This is a genomic window from Rhodanobacter sp. MP7CTX1 (genome assembly GCF_014205795.1).
Lineage (GTDB): Bacteria > Pseudomonadota > Gammaproteobacteria > Xanthomonadales > Rhodanobacteraceae > Rhodanobacter.
In genome coordinates this window covers 35,711-61,751 of record NZ_JACHCN010000019.1, presented here as the reverse complement: position 1 = coordinate 61,751, position 26,041 = coordinate 35,711, and the positions used below count along the sequence as shown (strand labels likewise).

The 26,041-nt window shown below is 63.2% G+C and carries 17 protein-coding genes; 11 read left to right on the top strand and 6 right to left on the bottom strand.

The window, feature by feature from the left end; translation table 11 throughout:
- Positions 1–130: 130 nt before the first annotated feature.
- The 9 genes from HDE77_RS18300 to HDE77_RS18260 all read left to right on the top strand — a co-directional run bounded on the left by HDE77_RS18300 (position 131) and on the right by HDE77_RS18260 (position 10,726).
- On the top strand, positions 131–799 hold the full coding sequence (locus HDE77_RS18300; RefSeq protein WP_184419362.1) for a prepilin-type N-terminal cleavage/methylation domain-containing protein: 669 nt from the start codon (positions 131–133) through the stop codon (positions 797–799).
- Positions 796–1,671, top strand: coding sequence for a type II secretion system protein GspK (locus HDE77_RS18295; protein WP_184419355.1), 876 nt, complete (start codon positions 796–798; stop codon positions 1,669–1,671). The genes HDE77_RS18300 and HDE77_RS18295 overlap by 4 nt, the downstream gene beginning before the upstream one ends.
- Entirely contained in the window at positions 1,668–2,840 is a 1,173-nt protein-coding gene (locus HDE77_RS18290; RefSeq protein WP_184419354.1) for a PilN domain-containing protein, read from the top strand. The genes HDE77_RS18295 and HDE77_RS18290 overlap by 4 nt, the downstream gene beginning before the upstream one ends.
- Complete coding sequence (gene gspM / locus HDE77_RS18285; RefSeq protein ID WP_184419353.1) at positions 2,837–3,493, top strand: type II secretion system protein GspM; 657 nt, start codon at positions 2,837–2,839, stop codon at positions 3,491–3,493. Before HDE77_RS18290 ends, gspM begins: the two co-directional genes overlap by 4 nt.
- A complete protein-coding gene (locus HDE77_RS18280) occupies positions 3,490–4,182 on the top strand; it encodes a general secretion pathway protein GspN (RefSeq protein WP_184419352.1) in 693 nt (230 codons plus the stop codon). The genes gspM and HDE77_RS18280 overlap by 4 nt, the downstream gene beginning before the upstream one ends.
- Positions 4,183–4,185: 3 nt before the next feature.
- On the top strand, positions 4,186–6,639 hold the full coding sequence (gene gspD, locus HDE77_RS18275) for a type II secretion system secretin GspD (protein ID WP_184419351.1): 2,454 nt from the start codon (positions 4,186–4,188) through the stop codon (positions 6,637–6,639).
- 114 nt (positions 6,640–6,753) lie between these two features.
- Positions 6,754–9,261, top strand: a complete 2,508-nt coding sequence (gene hrpB, locus HDE77_RS18270) for an ATP-dependent helicase HrpB (protein WP_184419350.1) — start codon at positions 6,754–6,756, stop codon at positions 9,259–9,261.
- 89 nt (positions 9,262–9,350) lie between these two features.
- On the top strand, positions 9,351–9,953 hold the full coding sequence (locus HDE77_RS18265) for a GNAT family protein (RefSeq protein ID WP_184419349.1): 603 nt from the start codon (positions 9,351–9,353) through the stop codon (positions 9,951–9,953).
- A gap of 80 nt (positions 9,954–10,033) precedes the next feature.
- Positions 10,034–10,726 carry a helix-turn-helix transcriptional regulator gene (locus HDE77_RS18260; protein ID WP_184419348.1) on the top strand — a complete coding sequence of 231 codons (693 nt, stop codon included), beginning with the start codon at positions 10,034–10,036 and terminating at the stop codon, positions 10,724–10,726.
- Positions 10,727–11,100: 374 nt separating this feature from the next.
- Here HDE77_RS18260 and HDE77_RS18255 read toward each other — a convergent pair whose 3' ends face one another.
- Positions 11,101–13,500: a protease pro-enzyme activation domain-containing protein gene (locus HDE77_RS18255; RefSeq protein ID WP_184419347.1), complete on the bottom strand. Its 2,400-nt coding sequence runs from the start codon at positions 13,498–13,500 to the stop codon at positions 11,101–11,103.
- Positions 13,501–13,666: 166 nt separating this feature from the next.
- On the opposite strand from HDE77_RS18255, the gene HDE77_RS20605 reads away from it, so the two are divergent.
- The gene (locus HDE77_RS20605) at positions 13,667–13,792 is read left to right on the top strand and encodes a hypothetical protein (protein WP_255482800.1); all 126 of its coding nucleotides are present in this window, start codon (positions 13,667–13,669) and stop codon (positions 13,790–13,792) included.
- 566 nt (positions 13,793–14,358) lie between these two features.
- The gene (locus tag HDE77_RS18250) at positions 14,359–15,594 is read left to right on the top strand and encodes a TIGR03862 family flavoprotein (RefSeq protein ID WP_184419346.1); all 1,236 of its coding nucleotides are present in this window, start codon (positions 14,359–14,361) and stop codon (positions 15,592–15,594) included.
- Positions 15,595–15,857: 263 nt separating this feature from the next.
- Here HDE77_RS18250 and HDE77_RS18245 read toward each other — a convergent pair whose 3' ends face one another.
- The 5 genes from HDE77_RS18245 to HDE77_RS18225 all read right to left on the bottom strand — a co-directional run bounded on the left by HDE77_RS18245 (position 15,858) and on the right by HDE77_RS18225 (position 25,978).
- Positions 15,858–17,312: an efflux transporter outer membrane subunit gene (locus HDE77_RS18245; RefSeq protein WP_184419345.1), complete on the bottom strand. Its 1,455-nt coding sequence runs from the start codon at positions 17,310–17,312 to the stop codon at positions 15,858–15,860.
- Positions 17,309–20,614: an efflux RND transporter permease subunit gene (locus HDE77_RS18240; protein WP_184419344.1), complete on the bottom strand. Its 3,306-nt coding sequence runs from the start codon at positions 20,612–20,614 to the stop codon at positions 17,309–17,311. Before HDE77_RS18240 ends, HDE77_RS18245 begins: the two co-directional genes overlap by 4 nt.
- Positions 20,611–23,742 carry an efflux RND transporter permease subunit gene (locus HDE77_RS18235; protein WP_184419343.1) on the bottom strand — a complete coding sequence of 1,044 codons (3,132 nt, stop codon included), beginning with the start codon at positions 23,740–23,742 and terminating at the stop codon, positions 20,611–20,613. The genes HDE77_RS18240 and HDE77_RS18235 overlap by 4 nt, the downstream gene beginning before the upstream one ends.
- 19 nt (positions 23,743–23,761) lie before the next feature.
- Positions 23,762–25,027, bottom strand: a complete 1,266-nt coding sequence (locus tag HDE77_RS18230; protein WP_184419342.1) for an efflux RND transporter periplasmic adaptor subunit — start codon at positions 25,025–25,027, stop codon at positions 23,762–23,764.
- 210 nt (positions 25,028–25,237) lie between these two features.
- Positions 25,238–25,978, bottom strand: coding sequence for a glutaminyl-peptide cyclotransferase (locus HDE77_RS18225; protein WP_255482803.1), 741 nt, complete (start codon positions 25,976–25,978; stop codon positions 25,238–25,240).
- Positions 25,979–26,041 lie beyond the last annotated feature (63 nt).

Below are 26,041 nucleotides of genomic sequence, written 5' to 3'. Positions count from 1 at the left end.
ATCGGCCGTCATCAACCGGGCTGTTGTCACGTGCATCGCCATGAAACGTGCTGTCATGAGGCGTGCTGTCATGAAGCCCGCAATCATGAAACCTGCGGTCATGAAACCTCCGGCGATAAAGCGCGTGGGTATGAACCGTGCGGCCGGTTTCACCCTGCTGGAAGTGCTCGCCTCGCTGGTGCTGCTGGCGCTGCTGCTGGTGGGGGTGTACTCGGGCCTGCGCACGGCCACCCACAGCGTGCGCTCGGGCACGGCGGCGGTCGCGCGGATCGACCAGATCCGTTCGGCCCAGCAGTTTCTGCAACGTGAACTGGCGCAAAGCATGGCCCAGCCGATCAGCCACAACGAACGCGGCGAGAATGTCTATTTTGAAGGCGACGAACATGAGCTGCGCTATGTGGCGCCGTTGCCTGGCTATCTCGGCAAACTCGGGCCGCAATTGCAGAGCCTGAAGCTGGTCGATGACGGCCACGGCGATTCGAGCCTGGTGCTGAGCCTCGCCTTGCTGCCGCCGGATGGTCAGCCGCCCAAGCCGCTGGGTGATCCGCAGGTGTTGCTCGATCACATTCGCGGCGGCAGTTTCAGTTATCGCGGCGTCGATGTTCAGGGACGCCCCGTGCCCTGGTCCGCGATCTGGGCGGACGGGCGCCTGCTTCCCCTCTTGGTGCGCGTGGAGTTGCAGCCGGCGGGCAACTACGACTGGCCGTTGCTCGAAGTCCCGCTGCGCGTGAATCCGGCAGCCAGCGGCGCACAGACCGGTCTGCAGCCGCTGGGCCTGCCCGGAGTGGGTGGGCGATGAGGCGGCAGCAACCGACACCGTTCAATCGCCAGCGCGGCGTGGCCCTGCTGCTGGTGCTGTGGGCCTGCACGCTGCTGGCGATCCTGCTGGGTGGCTATGCCGCGTTGGCACGTACCGAAGGGCTGCAGGCGCGCTACCAGTTTGCCCAGACCCAGGCACACTACGCGGCCGAGGCTGGCATCATGCGCGCGTTCTACGGACTGCAGGATCCGCTGATCCCCAACCGGTGGATTGGCGACGGGCGAACTTATACCTTCCAGTTCGACCAGGCCACGATCAAGGTTTCGGCGATCAGCGAAGGAGGCAAGGTCGACCTCAACAGCGCCACGCCGGAGGTGTTGCAGGGCTTGTTCCAGGCTGCCGGGATGGCGCCGGCGCAAGCGCAGGCACTGGCCGGCAGGGTGGCCGAATGGCGCGGTGCTTCCCTCGTTCCGGCGAACGTCGGTACTCACAGCGTCGCCTATGTGGCTGCCGGGCTTGACTATGGTCCGCGCTACGGACCGTTCGCCAGCATCGAGGAATTGCAGCTTGTGCTTGGCATGACGCCGGAGATCTATCGGGTGGTGGCACCCGATATCACGATCTGGTCCGGCAACCCGACTCCGGACCCGAACACCGCACCGCCGCTGGCATTGGCAGCGATTCCCGGAATGACTCCACAGCAGCAGAGTGCGATCCAGGCCGCGCGGCTGACGAATGCGAATGATCCCAGTATGGTTCTCAACAGCGGAACAACGCATAGTATCCGGTCGGAGGCCACGCTAGCCGACGGAACGCACGCGGTGTTGCGTGCAACGATGCGCATGCAGACGGGGCAGGTTGGCAAGCAACCTTATGCAGTATTGCGCTGGCAGGAGGGAGAAGCAGAATGAGTACGGCAACGCAGTCGCTGCGGCCGCTGTTGGAGCGTGTACGCCATGCCTGGCGTGCTTCGCCGTTGCCGCGATTTTTCGGCTGGTGGGGCGGCGAGTTGCGCGGGTTGCTGCCGCTGCGCTGGCGCGCCTGGTTCAGCAGCGGCGCGAACTGGCACCTGCTACAACGGGTGGACACTCAATGGATGCTGCGTCGTGCCGGCCAGCACTCGCCGCTGGCATGCTGGGAAGATGGTGCCGATGCGCTGGTCCAGCAGGCCGAGCTGAGCGCCGCGCTACGAGGCGTGGATCACGAAGATCTGCGGTTGGCTTTGTTGCTGCCGGCCGCCGCCGTGTTGCGGCGTACGCTGACGCTGCCGTTGGCAGCCCGTGACAACCTGCAGCAGGTAATGGCGTTCGAGATGGATCGGCAGACGCCGTTCAGCCTCGCGCAAGTGTACTTTGCCGCCCGCGAACTGCCGTCGCCGGCTGCCGCCGGGCGTCTCAACGCAGAACTGGCGGTGGTCACACGCGGCACGCTTGATCCGATGCTGGCTCACCTGCACGCGCTGGGCATTTCGATTGACGCGGTGGATCTGGCGCTTGGCGACGATCGCCTCGGGATGAATCTGCTGCCCGTGGAGCAGACGCCGCGCCGCTTGCGACCGCGGCTGCGACTGAATCTGGCGTTGGCGGCGGGCTGCGTATTGCTACTGGTACTGCTGCTGGGACAGTGGCTGCATAACCGGCAGGCGGTACTGACGCAGATGCGGGATCAGGTCGAGAACATGCGTGGCGAAGCGCAGCAGGTCGCGACGCTGCGCCAGCAATTGCAGGACAACGCCGGCGCCGCGGGCTTTCTGGCCCAGCGCAAGAAAAACACCGTCAGCATGCTCAGCCTGCTGCAGGACGCGACCGAGCGATTGCCGGACAGCGCGTGGCTGGAGCGTTTCAGCGTGGACAACACCGGCCAGATCGGCATTCAAGGCCAGAGCAAACAGGCGGCCAAATTGCTCGACGCGCTGAAGGACTCGACATTGATCACCAATGCCAGCTTCCAGGGCAGCATCCAGCCTGATCCAACCTCCGGCAAGGAGCGCTTCTACCTTACGGCGCAAGTGCACCAACCCTCGACAGGCAAGCCCCGCTCCGCTGTTGCTACGCCGGCGACCGGCGGGGGTGCGCCATGAAAATGGTCCGACTCAATTCGCGCGACAGCCGTATCGCCGCCATCGCGTTGTTGCTGTTGGTGCTGGTGCTTGGCTACTTCCTCTTGCTGCATTGGTGGTTCGTGGCGCCGTTGCAGCAGATTCGCAGCGAGATGGTCGATCTGCGCGACACGCATAGTCGCTATGCTGCCGCAATTGCCGAAAAGCCAGCGCTGCAGCAGCGCATCGCTGCACTCGGCGCCGGACAGGCGGCCAGCAGCGCATTTCTCGCCGAGGACGATCCGAACACTGCCGCGGCCGATCTGATGCAGCGCGTGGTCGACGTGGTCGGCACCAGTACCCACGGAGGCAGTTGCGTGGTCAGCCAGAAGATGCCGATGCCGAATCCGCCGGCGACGGCCGGCGAGCCGTATCACAAGGCGGCAGTGAGCATCAGCCTGAGCTGCGACATCGAGCCGTTGGCGACGGTATTGCAGGCACTGGAACAGGGCACGCCCTATCTGTTTATCGACGACCTCAGCATCTACCGCAATCCGGTGGCGGCACAACAGAGCAACGTGGCACCGCTGGAGGTTCAGTTCACACTCTCAGGTTATGTGCGTCCGCCGCATGCCGCGTCGCCCGCCGCACCTGCCGTTGGAGTAGTTCCCATGGAAGCGGGAGCTGCGCAATGAACGCCGCCAACCAGCGTCAGTTAACCCCGATACTCGCGGTGGTCGCCGTGCTGCTGGGCGCGCTGTTGTTGCTGTTGCTTGCCGGTATCGGCCGAAAGGTGCACTGGACTGCACCTCGGCAGCCCGCCTCGCTGCCGGCCGCCAGCAGTCCTTCCGAGTTGCCGCGACCCGTGCCGCTGCAACAGTTCGCGCTGGTCTGGCAAAAGCCGCTGTTCAGTCCCGATCGCAAGCCGATAGCCCGGATTGCGAACGGCGGCAGCAGCCTGGGAGACTTCGATCTGACCGGCATCATTCTGACCCCCGGCTTGCACATGGCCTTGTTGCACGACAAGAACGGCGACCGGCAGGTGCGCCTGCACGAAGGCGAGTCCCTGCCCGATGGCAGCGTGACCCTGGTGGAAGTCCGTCAGCGCTCGGCGCTGTTTGACTCGTCCTCTGGTCGTACCGAACTGAAGTTGCCATCCGGCGCCCCTATTGATATGCCGAAAGACGCCGCGGCGCCGGATGGCGGAAACCGCAATCCACCGGCTGACGCCATGATGCACGTGATGCCCGTGGGGCAACCGGCTAGTCCCATACTGCAGCCGCCGACCGGTCGTATACCCGAGTCGCCGATCGAACGGCTCAGAGAAAACATCCAGAAGCGTCGAGCCGCACAGGCCGCTGCGACTCACGAAGGAGCACATTGATCCATGTTTTCCAAACTCACCCACCAGCTCTTGCGCACCAGTACGCTCGCCGCGATCGTGTGCATCGCAGGCTGCAACACGGTCCCCCAGATGCATGATGACGGTGCGCTGCAGCGCGAGGCGATGGCTGGTACGCAGAAGCCGGTACCCGCACCGTTGCCGCTGAATACCGAGATCAACAGCGGCAGCGAAGCGGCGGTCATGCCGAAGATCAGCCAGGGCAGCGGTGAATTCATTCGGCCCAGCGCGTTGGGTACGCCACGTCCGGCGGCAACCGGCAACGGTGCGGTGACGTTTAATTTCGAGAATCAACCGGTGCAGGCGGTGGTCAAGGCGATCCTCGGCGACCTGCTCAAGCAGAACTACACCATCGTGCCTGGCGTGCAGGGCAATATTTCGTTCTCCACTTCCGAGCCGGTGGACAGTAGTCAGGCGTTGCCGATCCTGGAAACGCTGTTGTCATGGACACATAACGCGCTCGTCAAGCGCGGTGGCGGTTATGTGGTGCTGCCGGACAAGGATGCCGTGGCCGGCAACCTGGTGCCCAGCCTCGGTGGTGCGGCACCGCAGGGCGGCATGCAGGCACGGTTGTTCCCGTTGCGCTACATCTCCGCTGGCGAAATGCAGAAGTTGATCAAGCCGTTCGCGCGACCGGACGCCGTGCTGCTGGCCGATCCGGAGCGCAACTTGCTGGTGATGTCCGGCACGCCCGATGAGCTGGATAACTATCAGCGCACTGTGCATACGTTCGATGTGGACTGGCTGCGCGGCATGTCGGTGGGCGTATTCACGCTGCAGCATGCTGACGTTGACGAAGTGATGCCACAACTTGACCAGATGTTCGGCCCGAAGGGCGACACACCGCTGGCCGGCATGCTGCGTTTCCTCCCGATCAAGCGCACCAATGCTTTGGTGGTAATCAGCACTCAGCCTGCCTATCTGGATGAAGTAGGCAGCTGGATCGGCAAGATCGATCTTGGCGGTGGCAACGACCCGCAGCTGTTCGTCTACGACGTGCGCAATATCAAGGCATCGGAACTGGCGAAGTATCTGGCGCAGATCTACACCAACGGCGCCGGCAGCGGCGGCGACAACGGCGGCCAGGTTGCCCCGGGGCTGGGCTCGAGCACACTCGGCAGCGGCAGCAATGCCAATGGGTCGGGCAGCGGCATGGGTAGCACGGCGGGCAGTTTCGGCAGCTCGACCGGTAGCGGTTTCGGTGGCAGCAGCTCGGGCATCGGAGCGGGCGCCAGTGGTGTCGGCGGGAGTGGTCTTTCTTCCATCGGCGGCAGCACGGGCGGCTTTGGCAGCACAGGTAGCGTGGGCGGCGTGGGCGGCGTGGGCGGCACTGGCCAGGGTGGTGGCGCGAGCGGCGCGTTCGGCGGCGGCAATACCAGCAATGCCAGCAGCGGCCAGTCCTACAGCTCGCAGGACGGTAGCGTGCGCATCAGTTCGGTCGACAGCAACAACCAACTGCTGATACGGGCGCGCCCGTCGCAGTGGACCGAAATCCAGTCGGCGATCCAGCGGCTGGACAACGTGCCACTGCAGGTCCAGATCGAAACGCGAATTCTGGAAGTCGCCCTAGTCGGAGACCTGCAGTTTGGCGTGCAATGGTATCTGCAAGGTCTTGCCGCCAGTACGCCGAACTCCTCGGGAATCGCGACCAGCAACTATCCCGGTGCCCATCGTCAGATTGCCCTGGGTTCGGGTGGCAACCAGTTTGGCGGTCAGCCGTTCTTCTACTCGTTCCTGAGCAGCAGCGGCAAGTTCCAGGTCGCGGTAAGCGCGCTGGAGACCGACAGCAATACCAAAACCCTGTCGGCACCTTCGCTGGTCGTGCTCAACAATCAGGTGGCGCATATCCAGGTCGGCGATCAGGTGCCGATCAACCAGACCAGCTTGCTGCCCACCACGGGTACCTCGACCACCTTGAACCAGGTGACGTATATCCCTACGGGTGTGATCCTCAATGTGCAGCCGCGCGTGAATCCGGGTGGCCTGGTGTATTTGAATATCGACCAGCAGGTCAGTTCAGCTGGCGCAGTTTCCGCCACGCAACCGAATCCGACCATTTCCCAGCGTGAAGTGGGGACGCAAATCGCGGTGCAGAGTGGTCAGACGGTCTTGCTCGGTGGTTTGATCCAGGAGCAAAACGTTGTCAGTGATACTGGTATTCCCGGTCTCAATCGCATTCCGTGGCTGGGACGGTTGTTCGGCACCACGAACCACAGCCGCACGCGCACCGAACTGATCGTGCTTATTACGCCCAAGGTCATTACCAACAGCGAAGAAGCCAAGCAGATCACTGACGACTACCAACACGACTTCGAATCCCTGGCACCGTTGCGCAAGACGGCCTCGAATGCGAATACGACGACTACGACAACGACTACCACGACGACGACGGCTCCCGTCACCACTTCAGGCGTGACAACGACACCGATCAAGCACTGAGCTGCGGCTCTCGACCAGGGCGACAGCAGCTCGCTGCTTCGCCTTGGGCATGCGCCGGTCGTTTTGCGTTCGCGGCCGTGATGGAATCCAGCGCTGTCGCTAAGATGTGCGTGCATGACCAACGTTCTTACCCACGCGTTTCCAATCACCCCGCTACTGCCGCAGATCGTCGCCTCGCTTGCCGCTACGCCGCGACTGGTGCTCGAGGCACCGCCTGGCGCGGGCAAGACAACGCAGGTGCCGCTCGCGTTGCTCGATGCGCCGTGGCTGGCGGGACAGAAAATCCTGATGCTGGAACCGCGGCGCATCGCGGCGCGCGCGGCGGCACAGTTCATGGCGCAACAGCTTGGCGAAGAGATCGGCCGCACCGTCGGCTACCGCATCCGCTTCGAGTCGAAGGTGAGTGCGGCGACGCGTGTCGAGGTAGTCACCGAGGGCATTCTCACGCGGCTGATCCAGGATGATCCGGAACTGAGCGGTATCGGCGCGATCCTGTTCGACGAATTCCACGAACGCCATCTGGCCGGCGACCTCGGTGCTGCACTGGCGCTGGATGTACAGGCCACGCTGCGGCCCGAACTGCGGCTGCTGGTGATGTCGGCGACGCTGGATGGCGAGCGCATCGCGCAATGGCTGGATGCACCGCGCATCTCCAGCCCTGGTCGCAGCTATCCGGTGCACATCGACTATCCGCCGGCGCGTGCGCAGGAGAGCGTCGAGCATCAGCTCGCGCGCGTGGCACGACAGGCATTGGAAGACAGCGATGGCGATGTGCTCGCTTTCCTGCCGGGGCGGCGCGAGATTGCGCGGGCTCAAGCGGTGCTCATGCAGAGTCTCGATCGAGATGACGTCGAAGTAGTTGCGTTGCACGGCGAGCTGTCGCTGGCCGACCAGCAACTTGCGCTGAGCCCAGCCGAATCGGGCACACGGCGCATCGTGCTGGCCACCAACGTGGCTGAATCCAGCGTCACCCTGCCGGGCATTCGCGCGGTGATCGATAGCGGCCTCGCGCGCGAACCGCGTTTCGATCCAAACTCTGGCTTCACCCGACTGGAGACCGTCAACATCTCGCAGGCTTCGGCCGATCAGCGTGCCGGTCGTGCCGGCCGCGTGGCGGAGGGCACGGCATACCGATTGTGGCCGCAGAGCAAGCGGCTCGATCCCGCGCGCACGGCCGAGATCACCCAGGCGGAGCTGTCCGGCCTTGCGCTCGAACTGGCGGCCTGGGGAAGTGCGCAACTGCCTTGGCTGGATCCTCCGCCGTCGGGTGCGCTGGCGCAGGCGCGTGAATTGCTGGGCAGCCTCGGCGCGCTCGACAGCAGCCAGCGCATCACGACGTTGGGCCGCCGAATGCTGGAACTCGGCGCAACGCCGCGCCTCGGCGCGGCCGCGTTGCGCGCGCCACCCGAGCTGCGTGCCTTGATCGCCGATTTGCTGGCACTGATGGAAGCACGTTCGCCGCTGCGCGGCGAGCAGGCACGCAGCGATGATTTCCGCGCACGCGTGAGCGCCCTGCATGCCTGGCGCGATCGTTACAGCAGCGGTGCACGCGGTGGAGCGGACGCCGGTGCGCTGGCAGCGGTCGAACAGGCGAGCAAGGGTTGGCGCCGGCGTCTGGACGTCCGTAGCGCCGCGAGTGGCGTGCCGGATAGCCACGCGGTGGGTGACCTGCTGCTGCATGCATTTCCCGATCGCATCGCGCGTCGCGATGACAACCAGCCGCTGCGCTACACGTTGGCGAACGGTCGCGGTGCACGCCTGCACGAGAACACCGCGCTGCTGGGCGAGCCGTGGCTGGTTGCGCTGGACGTGCGCTTCGAAGCCCGCGACAGCCTGATCCTTGCTGCTGCGCCCGTGGATTTTCGTGTGCTGGAACGCGACTACCCGCAACAGTTCATGCGAGAGCGCACGCTGCGCTGGAACGATGATCGCAATGCAGTGGAGGCATTCGACGAACAGCGTTTTGGGGCGATCGTGCTGGAGCGGCGTAGCGTGCCAGTCAAAGCCGAGGACGCGCTGCCGGCGTTACTCGCCGCGGTGCGCGCGAAGGGTATCGATGCATTGCCGTGGAGCGAGCAAGCACGACGCCTGCGCGCACGCATGCAGGCATTGCGCGAGTGGATGCCGGAGCAGGCACTGCCCGACGTCTCGGACACGCAACTGCTTGCCACGCTCGACGAATGGCTTGCACCGTATTTGAACGGCAAGCGTCGGCTCGACGCGCTGAGCGCGGAGGAACTGTCGCAGGCGCTCGGCGGGCTATTCGATTACGAACAGCGCCGGCTACTGGACGCGCAAGCGCCGGACAGTCTTACCGTGCCCAGTGGGCAGAACCGTCGACTGGAATACACGCCCGATGGACCACCCGTGCTGGCAGTGAAGTTGCAGGAGTTGTTCGGTCTGATCGACACGCCGCGAGTGGGTGGTGGCCGCATCCCGGTGACCTTGCATCTGTTGTCGCCGGCAGGTCGGCCGATCCAGGTGACGCAGGATCTCAAGGGCTTCTGGGAACGCACGTATCCGGAAGTGAAGAAAGAACTCAAAGGCCGCTATCCGCGCCACCCATGGCCGGACGACCCGTGGACCGCAACGCCGACTCATCGCGCAAAACCACGCGCCTGACGTCGCAAAGCCATGCTTGAGCCACGAGAATGCGGCAACGTGACCATGACGCTGACTGACGAGAGTGCGCGATGCAGCTTGCCGAACCCATGAAGATCGAACCCGTCGTCCTGCGCGGCGGTATCGTGCGACTCGAACCGCTGACGCTCGATCATATTGCCGAACTTGCCCGGGTGGGGCTGGACCCCACACTGTGGCAGTGGGTGCCCAATCAGGTGCATACACCCGAAGACATGCGGACGTATGTGTCGACGGCGCTCGACGAACAGCGGCGCGGCGTTTCGCTGCCCTTTGCCATCATCGATCAGGCCAGCGACCAGGCGATCGGCAGTACGCGCTACGCCAACATCGACACCACTCACCGACGGCTCGAGATCGGCTGGACCTGGCTCACCCCAAGCCATCAACGCAGTGGTGCCAATACCGAAGCGAAACTGTTGTTGCTGACGCAGGCGTTCGATGTACTCGGCGCCATGCGCGTCGAGCTCAAGACCGATTCGCTCAACCAGAGGTCGCGTACGGCGATCGCTCGACTGGGCGCGGTGGAAGAGGGCACGTTCCGCAATCACATGATCATTCCCTCTACCGGGCGGGTTCGGCACACCGTCTATTATTCGATCATCGATTCCGAATGGCCGGCGATCAAGGCCAGCCTGACGGCACGGTTGCGCGGTGCTACTGCGGGGCCTTGAAGGCGCCCGCGATTCGCGCGCGGCGCACCGTTCGCCGCGTGACGAAACGTCCTGAATCCGGCACGGATTAGACTGCGTTCATGACCGCCGCTGCCCCCTTCAACCGTTATCAGCTGGCCGAGCTGGGTGCTCTGCTGGCCGAGCCGGCACGCGCCGCAATGCTGCTGGCGTTGATGGACGGCAGCGCACGTCCGGCTGGCGAGCTGGCGCGCGCTGCCGACGTGGGCGCGGCTACCGCCAGCGCCCATCTGAAGCGCTTGCTGGAGGGTGGTCTGCTCGGTGTGCATGTCCAGGGCCGCCATCGCTACTACCGGCTTGCCGACGACGAAGTGGCCGCATGGCTGGAGTCGATGGCGCTGCCGCGCTCACCGCGTCCGCAACGAGTGGTTGTGACCGACCCGGCACTTTGCCGTGCACGCACTTGCTACCGCCATCTTGCCGGCCAGCTGGGAGTGGCGATGTGCAAGGCGTGGCTGGAGCGCGGCTGGCTGCAATCGAACAGCGATGGACTGTGTCTGCTGCCGGCGGCCGTTGACGCGCTGATACATACAGGATGGCAGCCGCATGCGACGGAGCACCTGTTGCATTTGCGTGGCCGCAGTTGCCTAGACTGGACCGAGCGCCGCTTGCACGTAGGCGGCCCGCTCGGCGTGGCGCTCACCGATGCCATGCTGGACGCCGACTGGCTACGTCGCGTGAGCGACAGCCGCGCGCTGCTGCCCAGCGCCGACGGCTTGCGACACTTGGCCGAGTTGGGTGTGCGCATGGAGTAACGGTTCGCATCCTCTGCTCGCCCTCCCGGCAGCGCTCCGTTCCCTCTCCCCTCGGTCGATCTTCGTACCCTCTCCGTTCGCCCTGAGCGTAGCGCAGCGAAGTCGAAGGCCCCTCGAGGCGCACCCTTCGACTTCGGCCCTACGGGCCTACGCTCAGGGCGAACGGAGAGGGTACGTTGGCCGCGGGGGCGCAGAGGGAGCGGAGGCCGCTGCGACGCAGAGGGAACGAAGAGCGAGCGGGGGAAAGGTGGATAGAGCGCAGGGTTGGACAGGCGGTCATTAGGCGATGAAAAAAGAACCCGGCCTTGCGGCCGGGTTCTTCATTGCCATCACTGCGACAGCTGCCAGTTTGCGCAGCCGTCCGTCTTCCCGATTTACTGCACAGTCAACGTGACATCGTCGAGCGTGAAGTCAGTATTGCCTGAGGACGAAGTCTCCTTGCCGGTGAACTTGATCACCACGGTCTGGCCGATGTACGGAGCAAGGCTTGCCGTGTGCACCGTGTAACCCGTGGCCGCGTTGAGACTCGTGAATGTTGCCAGCGTTGACAACACGGTGCCGGACGAATTCAGCACCTGCACGGTTAGCGTGTCGGCTGCGGTCTTCTTGGTCGAGTCGATATGCAGGTAGTACTGCAGGGTCGCGCTCGTCTTGCCGCTGGGAATCGCTACCGACTGTGATGCCGTGTCGGTGTGCGAAGCGCCATAGCCGTCCAGCCATGCGAACCATGTTCCGGCATGCGGGCTCTCGCTGCTGCCGCAGCTTGCGCTGGTGCAGAGCACGCCTGCCGTCAGCGTCCACGGTGTCGCCTTTCCGGTTTCAAAGCCGGTGTTGACGAGCAACTGGCTCGGACTGCCGCCGCTGCTGACCGTCACCGATTCCGTCTTGGAGCTGGTGGCGCCGCTGACGCTGTCGGTCACGGTTTCGGAAACGCTGTATGTCCCGGCTGCCGCATAGGTGTGGCTGGGATTTTGAGCGGTCGAGGTGCCGCTGTCGCCGAAGCTCCAGGAGTAGCCCGAAATGGTGCCGCCCGAGTCGGTGGACGAATCAGTGAAGTTGGCGGTCAGGCCGCTGGTGGTGAAGCTGAAGTTGGCCGCCGGCGTACCGCCCGTACCGCCACCTCCGCCGCCGATGTTGGCGACTTCCTGACTCATGATCAGGCTGCCGAAGCCGGTGGTGTAGTCCCAGCCCACGGCCGCCGTCTCACCGCTGTTGTTGCCCGAGGTGACGTCATGGAAGGTGCTCGCCGGCAACTTGTACAGCAGCGGTGCGGCGAAGCCGAGCGTGCTGCCTTTGGCCGCCAGCATGCGTGCCCATGAACCGACAAACAGCGGCGAGGCCAGACTCGTGCCACCGACCTGCTGATTCGCCTGGCCGTCCACGATGATCAACGCGCCGCTATCCGGGCTGGCGTCAAACGCAATGTCAGGTACGCCACGGGTGGTGTGACCTGCGTTCTGCCCCACGCCCACCTGCCAGCTCGGCATCGGCTCGAACGTGCTGGGGCTGCCGCCCGTCGCACCTTCACTCTCGTTGAGATTGTTCCACACCGTCTCGCTGCCCCAGGTCGTGGCACCGGAGGTGTACAGCTCGGTACCACCCGCCGCGACCACGTACTGCGAGCTGGCCGGCCAACTCGGAACCACGCCGCCGGTGCCGCATTCATCCGCGCCGGAATCACCCGACGACACCGAGAAGGTCTGCCCCTGCGCCACGGCCTGCGAGAAGATCTGGTCTTCCGCAGTGGTGGTGCCCGCTTGCTGTGCATCGGTTTCGCATTCGCCCAGCGACACGTTGATCACCTTCACCGCATTCGCGCTCACTGCCGCGTTGTAGTCGGCGGTGAGGTTGGCATCGGTCAGCGAGGTGGTGTCGTAGAAGACGATCTTCTGCACGCCACCGCTGATGCCTACGATGTCCTGGCTGTCCAGGTCCCACTCGACGTCGCCGCTGGTATCGCTGCCGCCGCTGCCGACGACCTGGGTGGTGACCGCTGGCAGGCCATTGGTCGACGCGAACGACTTCAGATCGCTGAGGACCTTGGTCATGCTGCCTTCGACGATGATGCCGACAGGAATGGTCGACGCGGTCGGCACACCTGTGCCACCGTAGATCGTGGCGAAATTGGTCGGGTTGTGACCGACTGCCGTTCCGGTCACCGCGGTGTGCACGGCGTTCGTGTTCGCATAGCGCGCAAACGTGTGCGACAGATGCACGGTATCCAGGCCCACTACCGACAGCACGCTGTCCTGCAACGATGCGGGAATCATGACGTTGCTGGTGTTGTGAAAGGCGTTGCGGCCGTCGTGGGTGTGCACACTCTCAAAGGTAGTGTTGAAGGCGGCGCGCACCGAGTCGGCGGTGGCGTCGGCGGTAACCAGCAGCCGGTTCGGTGCGATGGTGACATTCTTGAAGCCGGCCTGGGTCAGATAGTTCGCCACGGCCTGTGCCTGCGCCTGGGTCGGCGAGAACTGCGCGGCGAATTGCTCCTGACTCATCGTGCGCTGTGCGGTCGGCGTGCCAGGCTGTTGAGCCTTAGCCAGAAAGCTGTTCAGTTGCGACTGATTGCGCAACTTGAGCGAAACCACGATTTGCATCGGCTGCGAGAAGGCCAGCGGCCCGGCGGCCACGTCACCACTATGCAACGTGGTGGCGTGTTGCGAGGTCAGCGCGACAAAGGCACTGGCATTGTTGGTGGAGGTGGCGCAGACCGACGTGGCAGCCGCCATGGCGATGGCTGCAGCCAGTAGCTTGAGGCGAAAATGGCTTGGCATTGTGAACTCCCTAAGTTTTGAGGCCAAACGAAGCCGCTGGGGCCGTATGGACCTCATGAGTGGGCGGCGTGGACAGACACGACGCCATGGGTTTTCTTGGATTGCCCAGCGATCCCATGTGCTCCCTGCGGCTCGCCCCCTCCCTGATTTATCCGTCGGAGTTCACATGCAGGTGTTCTTTCTCTATCGGCAACGTCGCGATGAAGTCAGTGACGTTTTGAATGGGATCATTCATCAAACTCCCATTGATGAATTGACCGAAGGTAGGGCGCTGATGAGTGAGCGTCAATAGGAGTTTTTGAAGTATCCGGTGATATCGATCACAGAATCAACGGGTCAATTGTCGTGCGCGGCTAGGTGATTATCGTTATTCACAAAAGTGTGAAGACGATTCGCCGAAATGCATTTACGCACGATCTAAAGTTTTGCTTCGAAGAGGATTGATTTTCAGCGGAATCAATCAGATATGATCGAATACAGTGCTAACTCGACGAATGAATATATGCGACGTCTGAATGCCATGTAATCGGTTTCATTGCCTGAATATGCGCAATTAGAACGATATAATTTCATGGCTATCACAAGAGACTTCTGTTCTCCTGAACACAATGAATGTGCTTTGATCCTTGATCACCGGTGATTCACTTGATTCGACTTACGTGAAATTCAGCGGATGCGCGCGTCGACATCAGGATTACTCGGCGCAATGCCCACCGGGTGTCGATGGACGGCGAAGCAATTCGCCCATGGCGCTACATGTCGAGCACCGCGGCTGCAGCTCGCCGCAGGCTCGATCGGATGCGGCAGCCAACGAAGTCACCGGTTCAATCGGAGCAGGTGACATGCGACCATGAGCGGATGAATGAGGCAGCCACTCCCCGACTCACGATCATTGGCGGTGGGCCCTCTGGCCTTATGGCGGCCGAGGTGGCGTGCGCGGCTGGTGTCAGGGTCGATCTGTACGACGCGATGGGTTCGGTTGGCCGGAAATTTCTGTTGGCCGGCAAGGGTGGACTCAATCTCACGCATGGCGAACCGTTCGCGCAGTTTGTAGGGCGCTACGCAGAGCGGCGCGGCGCGGTCGAAAGCTGGCTGCAGGAATTCGACGGCGATGCCTTGCGCGCGTGGGCGCGTGGGCTGGGCGTGGAAACTTTCGTGGGTAGCTCCGGCCGGGTGTTTCCGAGCGACCTGAAGGCGGCACCGTTGTTGCGCCGCTGGGTACGTCGACTGCATGCGAGCGGCGTGACGTTCCATATGCATCATCGCTGGTTGGGCTGGGCTGACGGCGGCGCGCTGCGTTTTGCAGTGCCTGATGGGGAACGTAGCGTGACCACAGACGCCGTGGTGCTGGCGCTCGGCGGCGCCAGCTGGCCACAACTCGGCTCCGATGGTGCGTGGGTGGCGCCGTTGACCGACGCCGGAATCGATATCGCACCGTTGCAGCCGGCCAACTGCGGCTTCGAGCTGGCGTGGAGCGAGCATCTGCGCACACGTTTCGCCGGCGCGCCGCTGAAACCCGTGGTCGCCCATTGGGTCGATCGCCATGGCATCGCGCAGCATCGCCAGGGTGAATGCGTGCTCAGCGAATACGGGATCGAGGGCAGCCTCGTCTACGCGATCGGCGCCGAACTGCGCGAGCAGATCGCCACGCGCGGCGAGGCGATGCTCTATTTCGACCTGGCGCCGGGCTACACGCAAACCGCGCTTGCCGAGCGGCTCTCTGCACCGCGTGGCAAACACAGCCTCGGCGACTGGCTGCGTCGTCGCGCGGGACTCGACCCGGCCAAATGCGCGCTGGTGTTCGAGTTGACCGGCAAGCCCACGCTCGCTGATCCCGTGGCGCTGGCCGCACAGATCAAATCGTTGCCGCTACGCCTGCGTGCGCCGCGCCCGGTGGCCGAGGCGATCAGTACTGCTGGCGGTGTACGGCTGGAGGCGTTGGACGAGACGCTGATGGCACGCAAACGCCCCGGTGTGTTCATTGCCGGCGAAATGCTCGACTGGGAAGCCCCTACGGGTGGTTACCTGCTTACCGCGTGTTTCGCCAGTGGTATGCGGGCGGGTCGCGGTGCGGCACGCTGGCTTCGCAGATAAGCCGCAGCAACTGCGGGCAGGTGGGCCATTGGGAGCCTCGATCCACCACTCGTCATCCCTGCGAAGGCAGGGACCCAGTGCCTTGACTCTCCAGAAATTACAGCTGCTGGATCCCTGCCTTCGCAGGGATGACGAGCTGGTTAACGATTATCCGGGGTACTCTGTTTGTGGGCTCGCGGTAGTTTCACGAACGCCCTTCGACTTCGCTACGCCCAGAGCCCGCCCCGGACTCGATCCGGGAAGAACGGGGTCTTGCGCCGCGCTCACCGTTTGACAGTGGCCTTCTGCGGATCGACAAGTTCGCTGGCCGACCAGTCACCGCCCAGATCGCCGATCAATGACACCGTATCGAGCAGTCGTTGCTGCTGCACATTCAGCGCGCTTTCCTGCGTGCTCAGCTGCGTCGCCTGCGCAACGGCCGCGGTGGTGTAGTCGACGGTGCCGGCCTGATATTCGTTGAACGCAATCTGCGCACCACGCGTGGCGTCCTGTACGGCGGAGTCCAGCACCGCGCCCTGCTGGGCGAGAATGCGCAGGCCGGAAAGGTCGTCTTCCACATTCTGGAATGCGGTCAGCACGGTGCCGCGATAGTTCGCCACCGTGGCCTCGTAGGCCGCTCTGGCGGCGGCAACCTGGGCGTGGCGTTCGCCGCCATCGAACACGGTTTCGCTCACGTCGGCACCCAGCGACCACACATGGTTGGCGATATGCAGCAAGCCGGCCAGCGGCGACTGCGAAAAGCCATCTGCGGCCGACAGCGAAAAATTCGGATAATAGGCCGCTACGGCGACGCCGATCGCGGCGTTCTGCGCAGCCATCTGGCGCTCGGCAACGGCGATATCCGGACGACGCTGCAGCAAAGTCGAGGGCACACCCACCGGAACCGTTGGCAGCGTCGGCAGCGCCGTACTGTGTGGAATATCGAGTTCTTCTGGGTTCTTGCCGACCAGTACAGCGATCGCGTGGGCGTCTTTCGCGCGGGCAATGCCGAGTGCGATCAGGTTGGCCTGGGCGTTCTCCAGCTGAGTCCGCGCACCAATGACGTCTGACGGAGCCACCGTGCCGGCCTTACCCTGGTTGCCGACCACGCGCAGATATTCCGTGTAGGCATCCACAGTTTTCTGCAGCAGGTCGATGTTTGCGTCGGTCACCCGCAGATCGATGAGGGCGGTCGCCAGGGCAACTTGTTCGGACAGCGTGGCGTTGGCCAGGGTTGCCTCGCTGGCCTGTGCAGTCGCCTTGTTCTCTTCGACGGTACGGCGGACCTTGCCCCACAGGTCGGGTGCCCAGCTGACATTGCCTTCGAGGGAGCCGGCGGTGCTTATCGGGTGAGCGCTCACCGCGCTGTTGCCAAGATTGCCGCCGGCGCTGCGCGATTTGGTTGCCGAGCCAGTGACGCCGATCGTGGGAAACAGCGCGCTGCGTGCCTCCTGCACCTCGGCCAGTGCCTCCTGATAGTTCGCATAGTCCTGGCGCACAGTCTGGTTGGAGACCGACACCATCGGCTCGAGCTGGTTGAGCAGGGGGTCATTGAACCCGGCCCACCAATCGGCGGTTGGCGTGGCAGCCGCCGGCGTGGCCACCGTCCAGCCCGGCAGTTCCTTGTACTGCACCGGTGCCGTTACCTGGGGGCGATGGTAGTCAGGCCCGACCATGCAGCCGCCGAGCAGCAGCGCCAACGAGGCGGCCAACGTCTTGCGAGGGATGTTCATGTTCATGCGCTTGCGTCCGACTGAGTGTTCCACGGCAGCGTGGCGGACCACCGGGCGAGTCTTGCGCGCAGGCGGTCGAGATAGAGGTAGATCACTGGCGTCGTATAGAGCGTGAAGACCTGGCTGAATATGAGCCCGCCCATCACGGTGATGCCGAGCGGCTGGCGTAGCGACGCGCCCTGACCGATGCCGATTGCCAACGGCACGGCCCCGAGTACAGCGGCGGCGGTGGTCATCATGATCGGCCGAAGACGTATAACGGCCGCGTCGTGGATCGCCCGTTGCGGCTCATAACCTTCGTCGCGTTGCAGATGGATGGCGACGTCGATCATCATGATCGCGTTCTTCTTGACGATGCCGATCAGCAGGATGATGCCGATCATCGCGATCACCGAGAACGGCGTGCCGAAGATCAGCAACGCCAGCGTGGCGCCAATGCCCGCCGATGGCAGCGTGGAAAGAATGGTGATCGGATGCACGGTGTTTTCGTACAGGATGCCAAGCACGATATAGACGGCCGCAAGTGCCGCGAGAATCAGCAGCGGCATGGTCGACATAGACTGCGCATAGACCTGCGCGGCACCGGCGAAGCTTCCGTGGATGGAAGCCGGCAGGCCCAGTTGTCGCGATGCCTGATCGATAGCGATCGTCGCCTTGCTCAGCGAGCCGCCGGGCGGCAGGTTGAAGGAAATCGTGGCCGCAACGAGGCCGCCCTGATGACTGACCTGGGTTGCCGTGTGGTTGCTGACATACCCGGCCAGTGACGGAAACGGCACCATGGTCTCGCTCGCCGTGCTGTCCGCGCTGCCGCTGGAGCTGCCGCCGCGGGCATTGGAGATGGCATTGGTAAGCTGGTTGGCCTCGGCATTCGCGTTGCGCGAATTGGTGGTGGATGCGGCCTGAGCCATGCTGATTGCCGAGACCGGCGTGACCGGCTTCACGAGGGCGCTGGATACCTGCGTCTGCTGGGTTCCGCTCGCGTTGCCGGCCGCGGTACTGAAACGCATGCGGTCGAGCATCTGCGGATACTGCCAATACTTCGGCGCGACCTCCATCACCACGAAGTACTGATTGAGCTGGTTGTAGACGGTCGACACGGTGCGTTGTCCGAACGCGTCGTAAAGCACGCTGTCGAGCTGGTTGGGCGCGAAGCCGTAGCGTGCGGACGTGGCGCGATCCATGTTGATGTAGATCTGCAGGCCGTTCTGCTGCAGGTCCGAGTTCACGTCCGTTACCTGGCCGCGCTCCTTGGTCAGCGCTGCCACCAGCTTGGGCACCCAGGTGAACAGCGCGTTGGGATCATCGCTGGTCAGCGTGTACTGATATTCAGCAGCCGACTGCCGCCCGCCAATATGCAGATCCTGTGCGGCCTGCAGGAATAATTTCGCGCCGGAAACCCCGTTGAGTTTGGGGCGCAGACGATCGACCACCTGCGATGCAGTGAGTTTGCGTTGTGCCAGCGGCTTGAGTTCGATAAACACGTTGGCCGTATTCAGCGCGCGGCCACCGGTGAAGCCTGCCACCGATTCGACGGCCGGATCCTTCTGCACGATCGCCTGCAACTGAGCGAGCTTCTGTTCCATCGCCTGGAACGAGATGCTTTGATCGGCAATGATCTGCCCGGTCAAGATGCCGTTGTCCTGTTCCGGAAAGAACGTCGAGGGCACCAGCTTGATCAGGAACACGTTGAGCACGATCAGGCCGAGCAGGGTCAACCCGACCAGCAGCGCGTGATCGAGCACGATCGTCAGCGAACGCGCGTATGCATTCTTGAAGCGCTCGAACTGCCGTTCGTACCAGAGTGCCCAACGGGCCTTGGAGTGCAGCGTCTTGCGGTTGAGTACATACGCCGCCATGGTCGGCGTCACCGTGAGCGAAATCACCAGCGACAGCAGGATCGCGATGGAGAGCGTCACTGCGAATTCGTGGAACAGCAGGCCGACGATGCCCGGCATCAACAGGATCGGCAGGAACACCGCGATCAATGACAGGCTCATCGAGATCACGGTGAAGCTGACCTCGGCGCTACCGACCAAAGCCGCCTCGCGCACATCCATGCCCGATTCGACATGGCGCACGATGTTTTCCAGCACCACCACCGCGTCGTCGACCACGAATCCGGTACCGATGGTAAGCGCCATCAGCGAAAGATTGTCGATGCTGTAACCGAGCAGGTACATCGGTCCGAAGGTGCCGACGATCGACAGCGGTAGCGCGACCGCCGGCACCAGAATCGCGCGCGGCGACTGCAGAAAAATGAAGACCACGCCGATGACCAGCAGCACGGCAATGAACAAGGTGCGCTCGGTGTCGTTCACCGCGGCGTTCACCGATTGCGATCGATCCACGGCGATGCCGACATGAACATCGTGTGGCAGAGTGGCTTCGATCGACGGCAACACTTTGCGGATCTGCGCGACGGTGTTGACGATATTGCCGCCGGGCAACGGGTAGACGATCACCAGCACCGCGGCCTTGCCGTTGTAGAGCCCCATGTTGCGGATATTTTCGGCGGAGTCCTGCACATCGGCCACATCGCGCAGCAGCACCGGAGCGTTGTTGCGATAGGCCACGACCAGGTCGCGGTACGGCGCGGCCTTGTTGATCTGGTCGTTGGATGTGACCTCGAAGCGCTGGTCGCCCTGGTCGATATGACCCTTGGCGCTGTTCGCGTTCGCGGAGCTGATCGCGGCACGCACATCTTCCAGGCCGATGCCGTAGCTGTTGAGCTGATCGGGCTCCAGTTCGACACGCACCGACGGCAACGCGCTACCGCCCAACGTGATCTGGCCTACGCCATCCACTTGCGACAGTTGCTGCTGGATCACCGAGTCGGCGGAGTCGTAGAGCTGCGCCCGGGTCAGCGTATTCGACGTGAGCGCCAGCACCATGATCGGCGAGTCGGAGGGGTTGTACTCGCGATACGTGGGATTGTTGCGCAACGTGCTCGGCAGATCGGCGCGTGCTGCCTGGATGGCGGCCTGGACGTCGCGCGCAGCGCCATTGATGTCCCGACTGAGACCGAACTGGATGACGATCGACGCCGAGCCGACGGAACTCGTCGAAGTCAGTTCGCTCACGTCGGCGATCGTGCCCAGACGCCGCTCAAGTGGCGCGGCCACGGTTGACGCCATGATGTCCGGGCTGGCGCCCGCCATGCTTGCCTGTACGACGATGACCGGAAACGTGATGTTCGGCAGCGGTGCGACCGGCAGCTTGGTGTACGCCAGCATACCGGACAGCAGGATGGCGACCGCCAACAGGGTGGTCGCCACCGGTCGCTTGATGAATAGCCCGGGGATGCTCACGGCGTGTGCTCGGGCGCCGGCTCGTCAGTCGGACCATCGGATGGCTGGGGCGCCTTGGGCTGGAAGCGCTGCGCCAGGCGATCAAAGTAGAGATAGATCACCGGTGTGGTGAACAGCGTCAGCATCTGGCTCAGGGCCAGACCGCCGATGATCGCCAGGCCGAGCGGCCGGCGCAACTCCGATCCGGTGCCCGTGCCCAGCAACATCGGCAATGCGCCAAGCATCGCCGCCAGCGTTGTCATCAGGATCGGCCGGAAGCGTAGCAGCGAGGCTTCGAAGATCGCATCCTCCGGCGACTTGCCATGCTCGCGCTCGGCGACGAGTGCGAAATCCACGATCATGATCGCGTTCTTCTTCACGATGCCGATCAACAGCACGATGCCGATGATGCCGATCACGTCCAGATCGCTGCCGGCGATCATCAACGCCAGCAACGCGCCGATGCCGGCCGAAGGCAGCGTCGAGAGAATCGTCACTGGATGGATGAAGCTTTCGTACAGCACGCCGAGCACGATGTAGACGGCGACCAGTGCTGCGATCAGCAGCCACACCTCGCTGGACAGCGAGTCCTGGAACGCCTGGGCGGCACCCTGGAACGAGGACGTGATCGAGGGCGGCAGATGCACCGCCTGCTCGGCCTGATTGACTTCCTTCACTGCCTTGCTAAGCGACGCGTCACTGGCCAGGTTGAACGAGATGGTGACTGCGGGGAATTGCGCCAGATGACTGATCACCAGCGGTGACTTGGTGACCTGGATCTGGGCGATGGCGCTCAGCGGCACCTGGCCGCTGCTGCTGGTTTGACTGGGCAAGTACAACTCACCCAGCGATTGCAGCGTCGGCAGGCTTTCGGGCTTGGCGACAAGGATCACGCGGTACTGGCTGGACTGATCGAAGATGGTCGACACGATGCGCTGCCCCAACGCGTCGTAGAGCGCGTTGTCGATCGTCGCCGCGGTAATGCCATAGCGCGCGGCCAGCTGACGATTGACCTCGACATTGACGCTCAGGCCGTCGTTGTTCAGATCGCTGGTGACATCGGTAATCGACGTAATCTTCTTCATGCGCGCGATCAGGTCGGGCACATATTGCATGAAGGCCTGCTGGTTCGGTCCCCGCAGCACGAACTGGTACTGGTTTGGCGAGATGGTGGTATCGAGGGTCAGGTCCTGCTCGGGCTGCGCGTAAAGCCTGATGCCGGATATGTTCGCCACCTCGCCCTGTATGCGCCGGGCGATGACGGCTGCAGTCGCCGAACGATCGTCGCGCGCTTTCAGGTTGATCAGGAAACGGCCGGTGTTGAGCGTCGTATTGGTGCCATCGATACCGACATACGAGGTGAGTCCGGTGACATCGGCATCCTTGAGGATGGCTTCCGCCAGCGCCGTCTGACGTTCCACCATCGCCGTGTACGAGACCGAGTTGTCGGCGATGCTGATGCCCTGGATCACGCCCACGTCCTGCACCGGGAACAGGCCCTTGGGGATCGTGATGTACAGGATCACGGTCAGTACCATGGTCGCCAGGAAGACGATCAGGGTCAGCGTCTGCCGCGCCATCACGAACCGCAGTCCGCGCTCGTAGGCCCCCAGGGTTTTGTTGAACAGACCTTCGCTGATCCGTTCGAAACGACTGGGATGACGCTCCTTCTGGGCCTTGAGAATGCGCGCGCACAGCATCGGCACCAGGGTCAGCGAGACGATGCCTGACAGCACGATCGTGACCGCAAGGGTGACCGCGAATTCGCTGAACAAGCGACCGATCACACCGCCCATGAACAGCAACGGGATCAGCACCGCGATCAGCGAGACGGTCAGCGAGAGGATGGTGAAGCCGATCTGCCCCGCGCCTTCGAGTGCCGCTTCGAGCGGCGTCCTGCCTTCCTCCAGATAGCGCACGATGTTCTCGATCATCACGATCGAGTCGTCGACGACGAAGCCGGTGGCGATGATCAGCGCCATCAACGAGAGATTGTCGATCGAGTAGTTCAGCTCGTACATCATCGCCAGCGTGCCGATCAAAGAGACCGGTACGGAAATGCTCGGGATGATGGTTGCCGGCACGTTGCGCAGGAACACGAAGATCACCAGCACCACCAGCACCACCGCGAGCACCAGCTCGAACGCGGCATCGGATACCGACGAACGAATCACGCCGGTGCTGTCGGAAACGATCTCGACCTTCATGCCCGCCGGCAGGGTGGACTCCAGCTGCGGCAGTACTTTCTTGATCTGGTCGACCGTGGCGATCACGTTCGCGCCCGGCTGACGCTGCACGTTCAGCACAATTGCCTGGGTCTTGTTGAACCACGCACCTTGCTCGGTGTTCTGTGCGGACTGGGTGACCCGGGCGACGTCGCGCAGGTACACCGGCGCGCCGTTCTGGTAGGAAATCACCGTGTCCAGATAGTCCTTGGGATCCTGGATCTGATCGTTGCCGTTGATCGTGTAGTCCAGCTTCGGACCGTCGAAGTTGCCCTTCGGCTGACTCACGTTGACGTTGGCGATCAACGAACGCAGATCGTCAATATTGAGCCCGTACGCGGCCAGTTTCTGTGGATCCGCTTCGACGCGCACGGCCGGCACGTTGCCGCCGGCGGGTGTCACCAGGCCGACGCCCGACACCTCGGAAATCTTCGCGCCCAATCGATTGTTCGCGACGTCCTGCAACTGCGGCAGCGACATCGAGTTGGAAGTTACCGCCAGGGTCAGGATGGGCTGGTCGGCGGGGTTAACCTTGGCATACGTCGGTGGCGCCGGCAGGCCAGCCGGCAACAGGCTGTTCGCTGCGTTGATCGCTTCCTGGACGTTCTGTTCGGCAATGTCGAGGTTGAGCGAAAGATCGAACTGCAGGGTGATGATCGACGCCCCGGCAGAACTATTGGAGGTCATCTGCTGCAGGCCGGGGATCTCGCCCAGCTGCACTTCCAGCGGCGCGGTCACCGTGGTCGCCATCACGCTGGGGCTGGCGCCCGGATAGAACGTTTGCACCTGGATCGTCGGGTAGTCGACGGCGGGCAGCGACGACACCGGCAGGAAGCGCACGGCGACGAGGCCGACCAGCACAAGCGCGATCATCAACAGCGCTGTGGCCACCGGCCTGAGTACGAACAGGCGCGAAATATTCATCGGATTGCGTGCCTGCCGCTTACGAGATGTGTGAGGCGATGGCGGTGCCTGGTACCCGCTGCTCGCCCCGCTGCTGTGCGCTTGCCGACGACGTGGCGGGCGCCGGGGCGCGGCCTGCCGCCGCGGGCCTTGCCGACTTCGGCCCGGCGATCTTGATCTTGGCACCGTCGCTCAAACGGTCCATGCCGTCGGTAACCACCGTCTGGCCGGCGGCGAGCCCCGACAGGATGACCGTGTTCTTGCCGTCGCTGGGGCCCTGGGTCACCTTGTGCACGGAGACGGACTGGTCGGCGTTGACCAGATAGACGTAGTCACCGGGCGCGCCGCTCTGCACCGCTGGCGTCGGCACCAGCACCGCGCGCTGCAAGGTGTCGACCAGCAGCTGCACGTTGACGAACTCATTCGGATACAAGGCCTCGTCGTCGTTCGGGAACGTCGCACGCAAGGTCACCGTGCCGGTGCCCGTGGCCATCTGATTGCTCAGTGCGTACAGCGCGCCGGTGCCGAGCTGCTTGCTGTTGTCGCTGTTATAGACAGTGACCGCCAGCTTGCCGCTGGCAGTGAAGCGCTGCAGTACCTTGCTCAACGAGTTCTGCGGCACCGTGAACTGCACGGTGGTCGGCTTCATGGTGGTGATCGTCACGATGCCCGGTGACGACGACTGGGTGACGAAATTGCCTGGATCGACCAGGCGCAAGCCGACCCGACCGGCGATCGGCGCGGTGATATGGCAATACGCAAGATCGAGATCGAACTGCGCGATATTCGCCTGGTCGGCCTGCACCGCAGCCTCGTCCTGCTTGACGGTGAATTGCTGATCGACAAAGGTCTGCTCGGCAATCGACTTCTGCTCATGCAATTGCGTGAAGCGAGCGAGGTCGGCGCGGGCCTGGCCCAGGCTCGCCTGATCCTTGGCCAATTGGGCTTGCGCCTGCTGCTTGTCGATCTCGTACTGGCGTGGGTCGATCTGGGCGAGGAACTGTCCCTTGGTCACGTCCTGGCCTTCCTGATAGCCCACTGACGTCAGGTACCCGCTCAACTGCGGCAGCACGTTGACCGTATTGATCGGAGTTACCGTGCCCAGTTCGTTCAAGGTTTCAGGCATGTTGCCCAGAGTCGCCTTGGCCGCGCTGACCACTTGCGCGGGCGTGCCGGGTTTGACCTTTTCGGCATTGAGGAGATGGATCACAACCAGGACGATCACCGCGATGACAACGACCCCGCCAATCAGCCAGCCACGTCGCTCGTGAAAGAATCCGGTGGCTTTCGAGGTGTCGGCACTCATAAAACATCTCCCACGGGTTCATTCCTCGTACTTAAGCACTTTCGTTTGTCAAAACGGCGTCGTCCCGGACAGCAGCAGGAGCGTCAACAATCAAGACCGGCAGAATGTTTTCAACGTGCCGCCGGCGCATTCGGTTGACATGACGGTCTGTCGCGCTGTCCGTCGGGGGGTGCGCATAAAGAACACGAACAGGCTGCGGGAGCATGTGCCTCAAGGCATGGGTCGCGGAACCAGCTTGATTTCAAACAGCTTCGGCCAGCACTTGCCGGTGACAAACAACCGGTCGTGCGCCGCATCGTAAGCGATCCCGTTGAGCACATCGTTGCCGGGGTCGGGCAGCTTGTTGACGTCGAGCAGGCCGCTGAGGTCGATCCAGGCCACGACGTGACCGGTGGCTGGATCGATCCTGGCGATGCGGTTGGTCAGCCAGATGTTCGCGTAGATCTCGCCCTTTACCCATTCCAGCTCGTTGAGATTTGTCACCGGTACGCCGTCGGCCGTCACCATGATGCTGCTGGTTGTGGCCAGCGAATTCGGATCGAGAATGCGGAGCACGGACGAACCATCGCTCATGTACAGATGGTGATCGTCGCGGGTCAATGCCCAGCCTTCGCCCGGATAATTGAAGGTGTGCTGCAGCTTGAAACTGGCCAGGTCATAGACAAAACCAGTCTGGTCCTGCCACGTGAGCTGCACCAGTTCGTTCTTCCAGTCCACGATGCCTTCGCCGAAATACTGCGCTGGCACGTTGTAGCGCTGCACCACTTCGCCAGTTTGCAGTTCCACTTTGCGCACGGTCGATTGGCCTTCCTGGCCAGTGCTCTCGTAGAGATAGCCGTCCTTGTAGAACAGGCCCTCGGTGTAGGCGCCGGTGTCGTGTGGATAGACGTTCACCACCTTGTAGCCGTAGACAGGTACCGCCGCCTGTGCAGCGGTAGTGCCGAGCAACATGGCGAGGGCGAGGGTCTGGGTCAGGCCGGGCGATCGGATCATCGGGTCAGCTCCTTGCGTAGG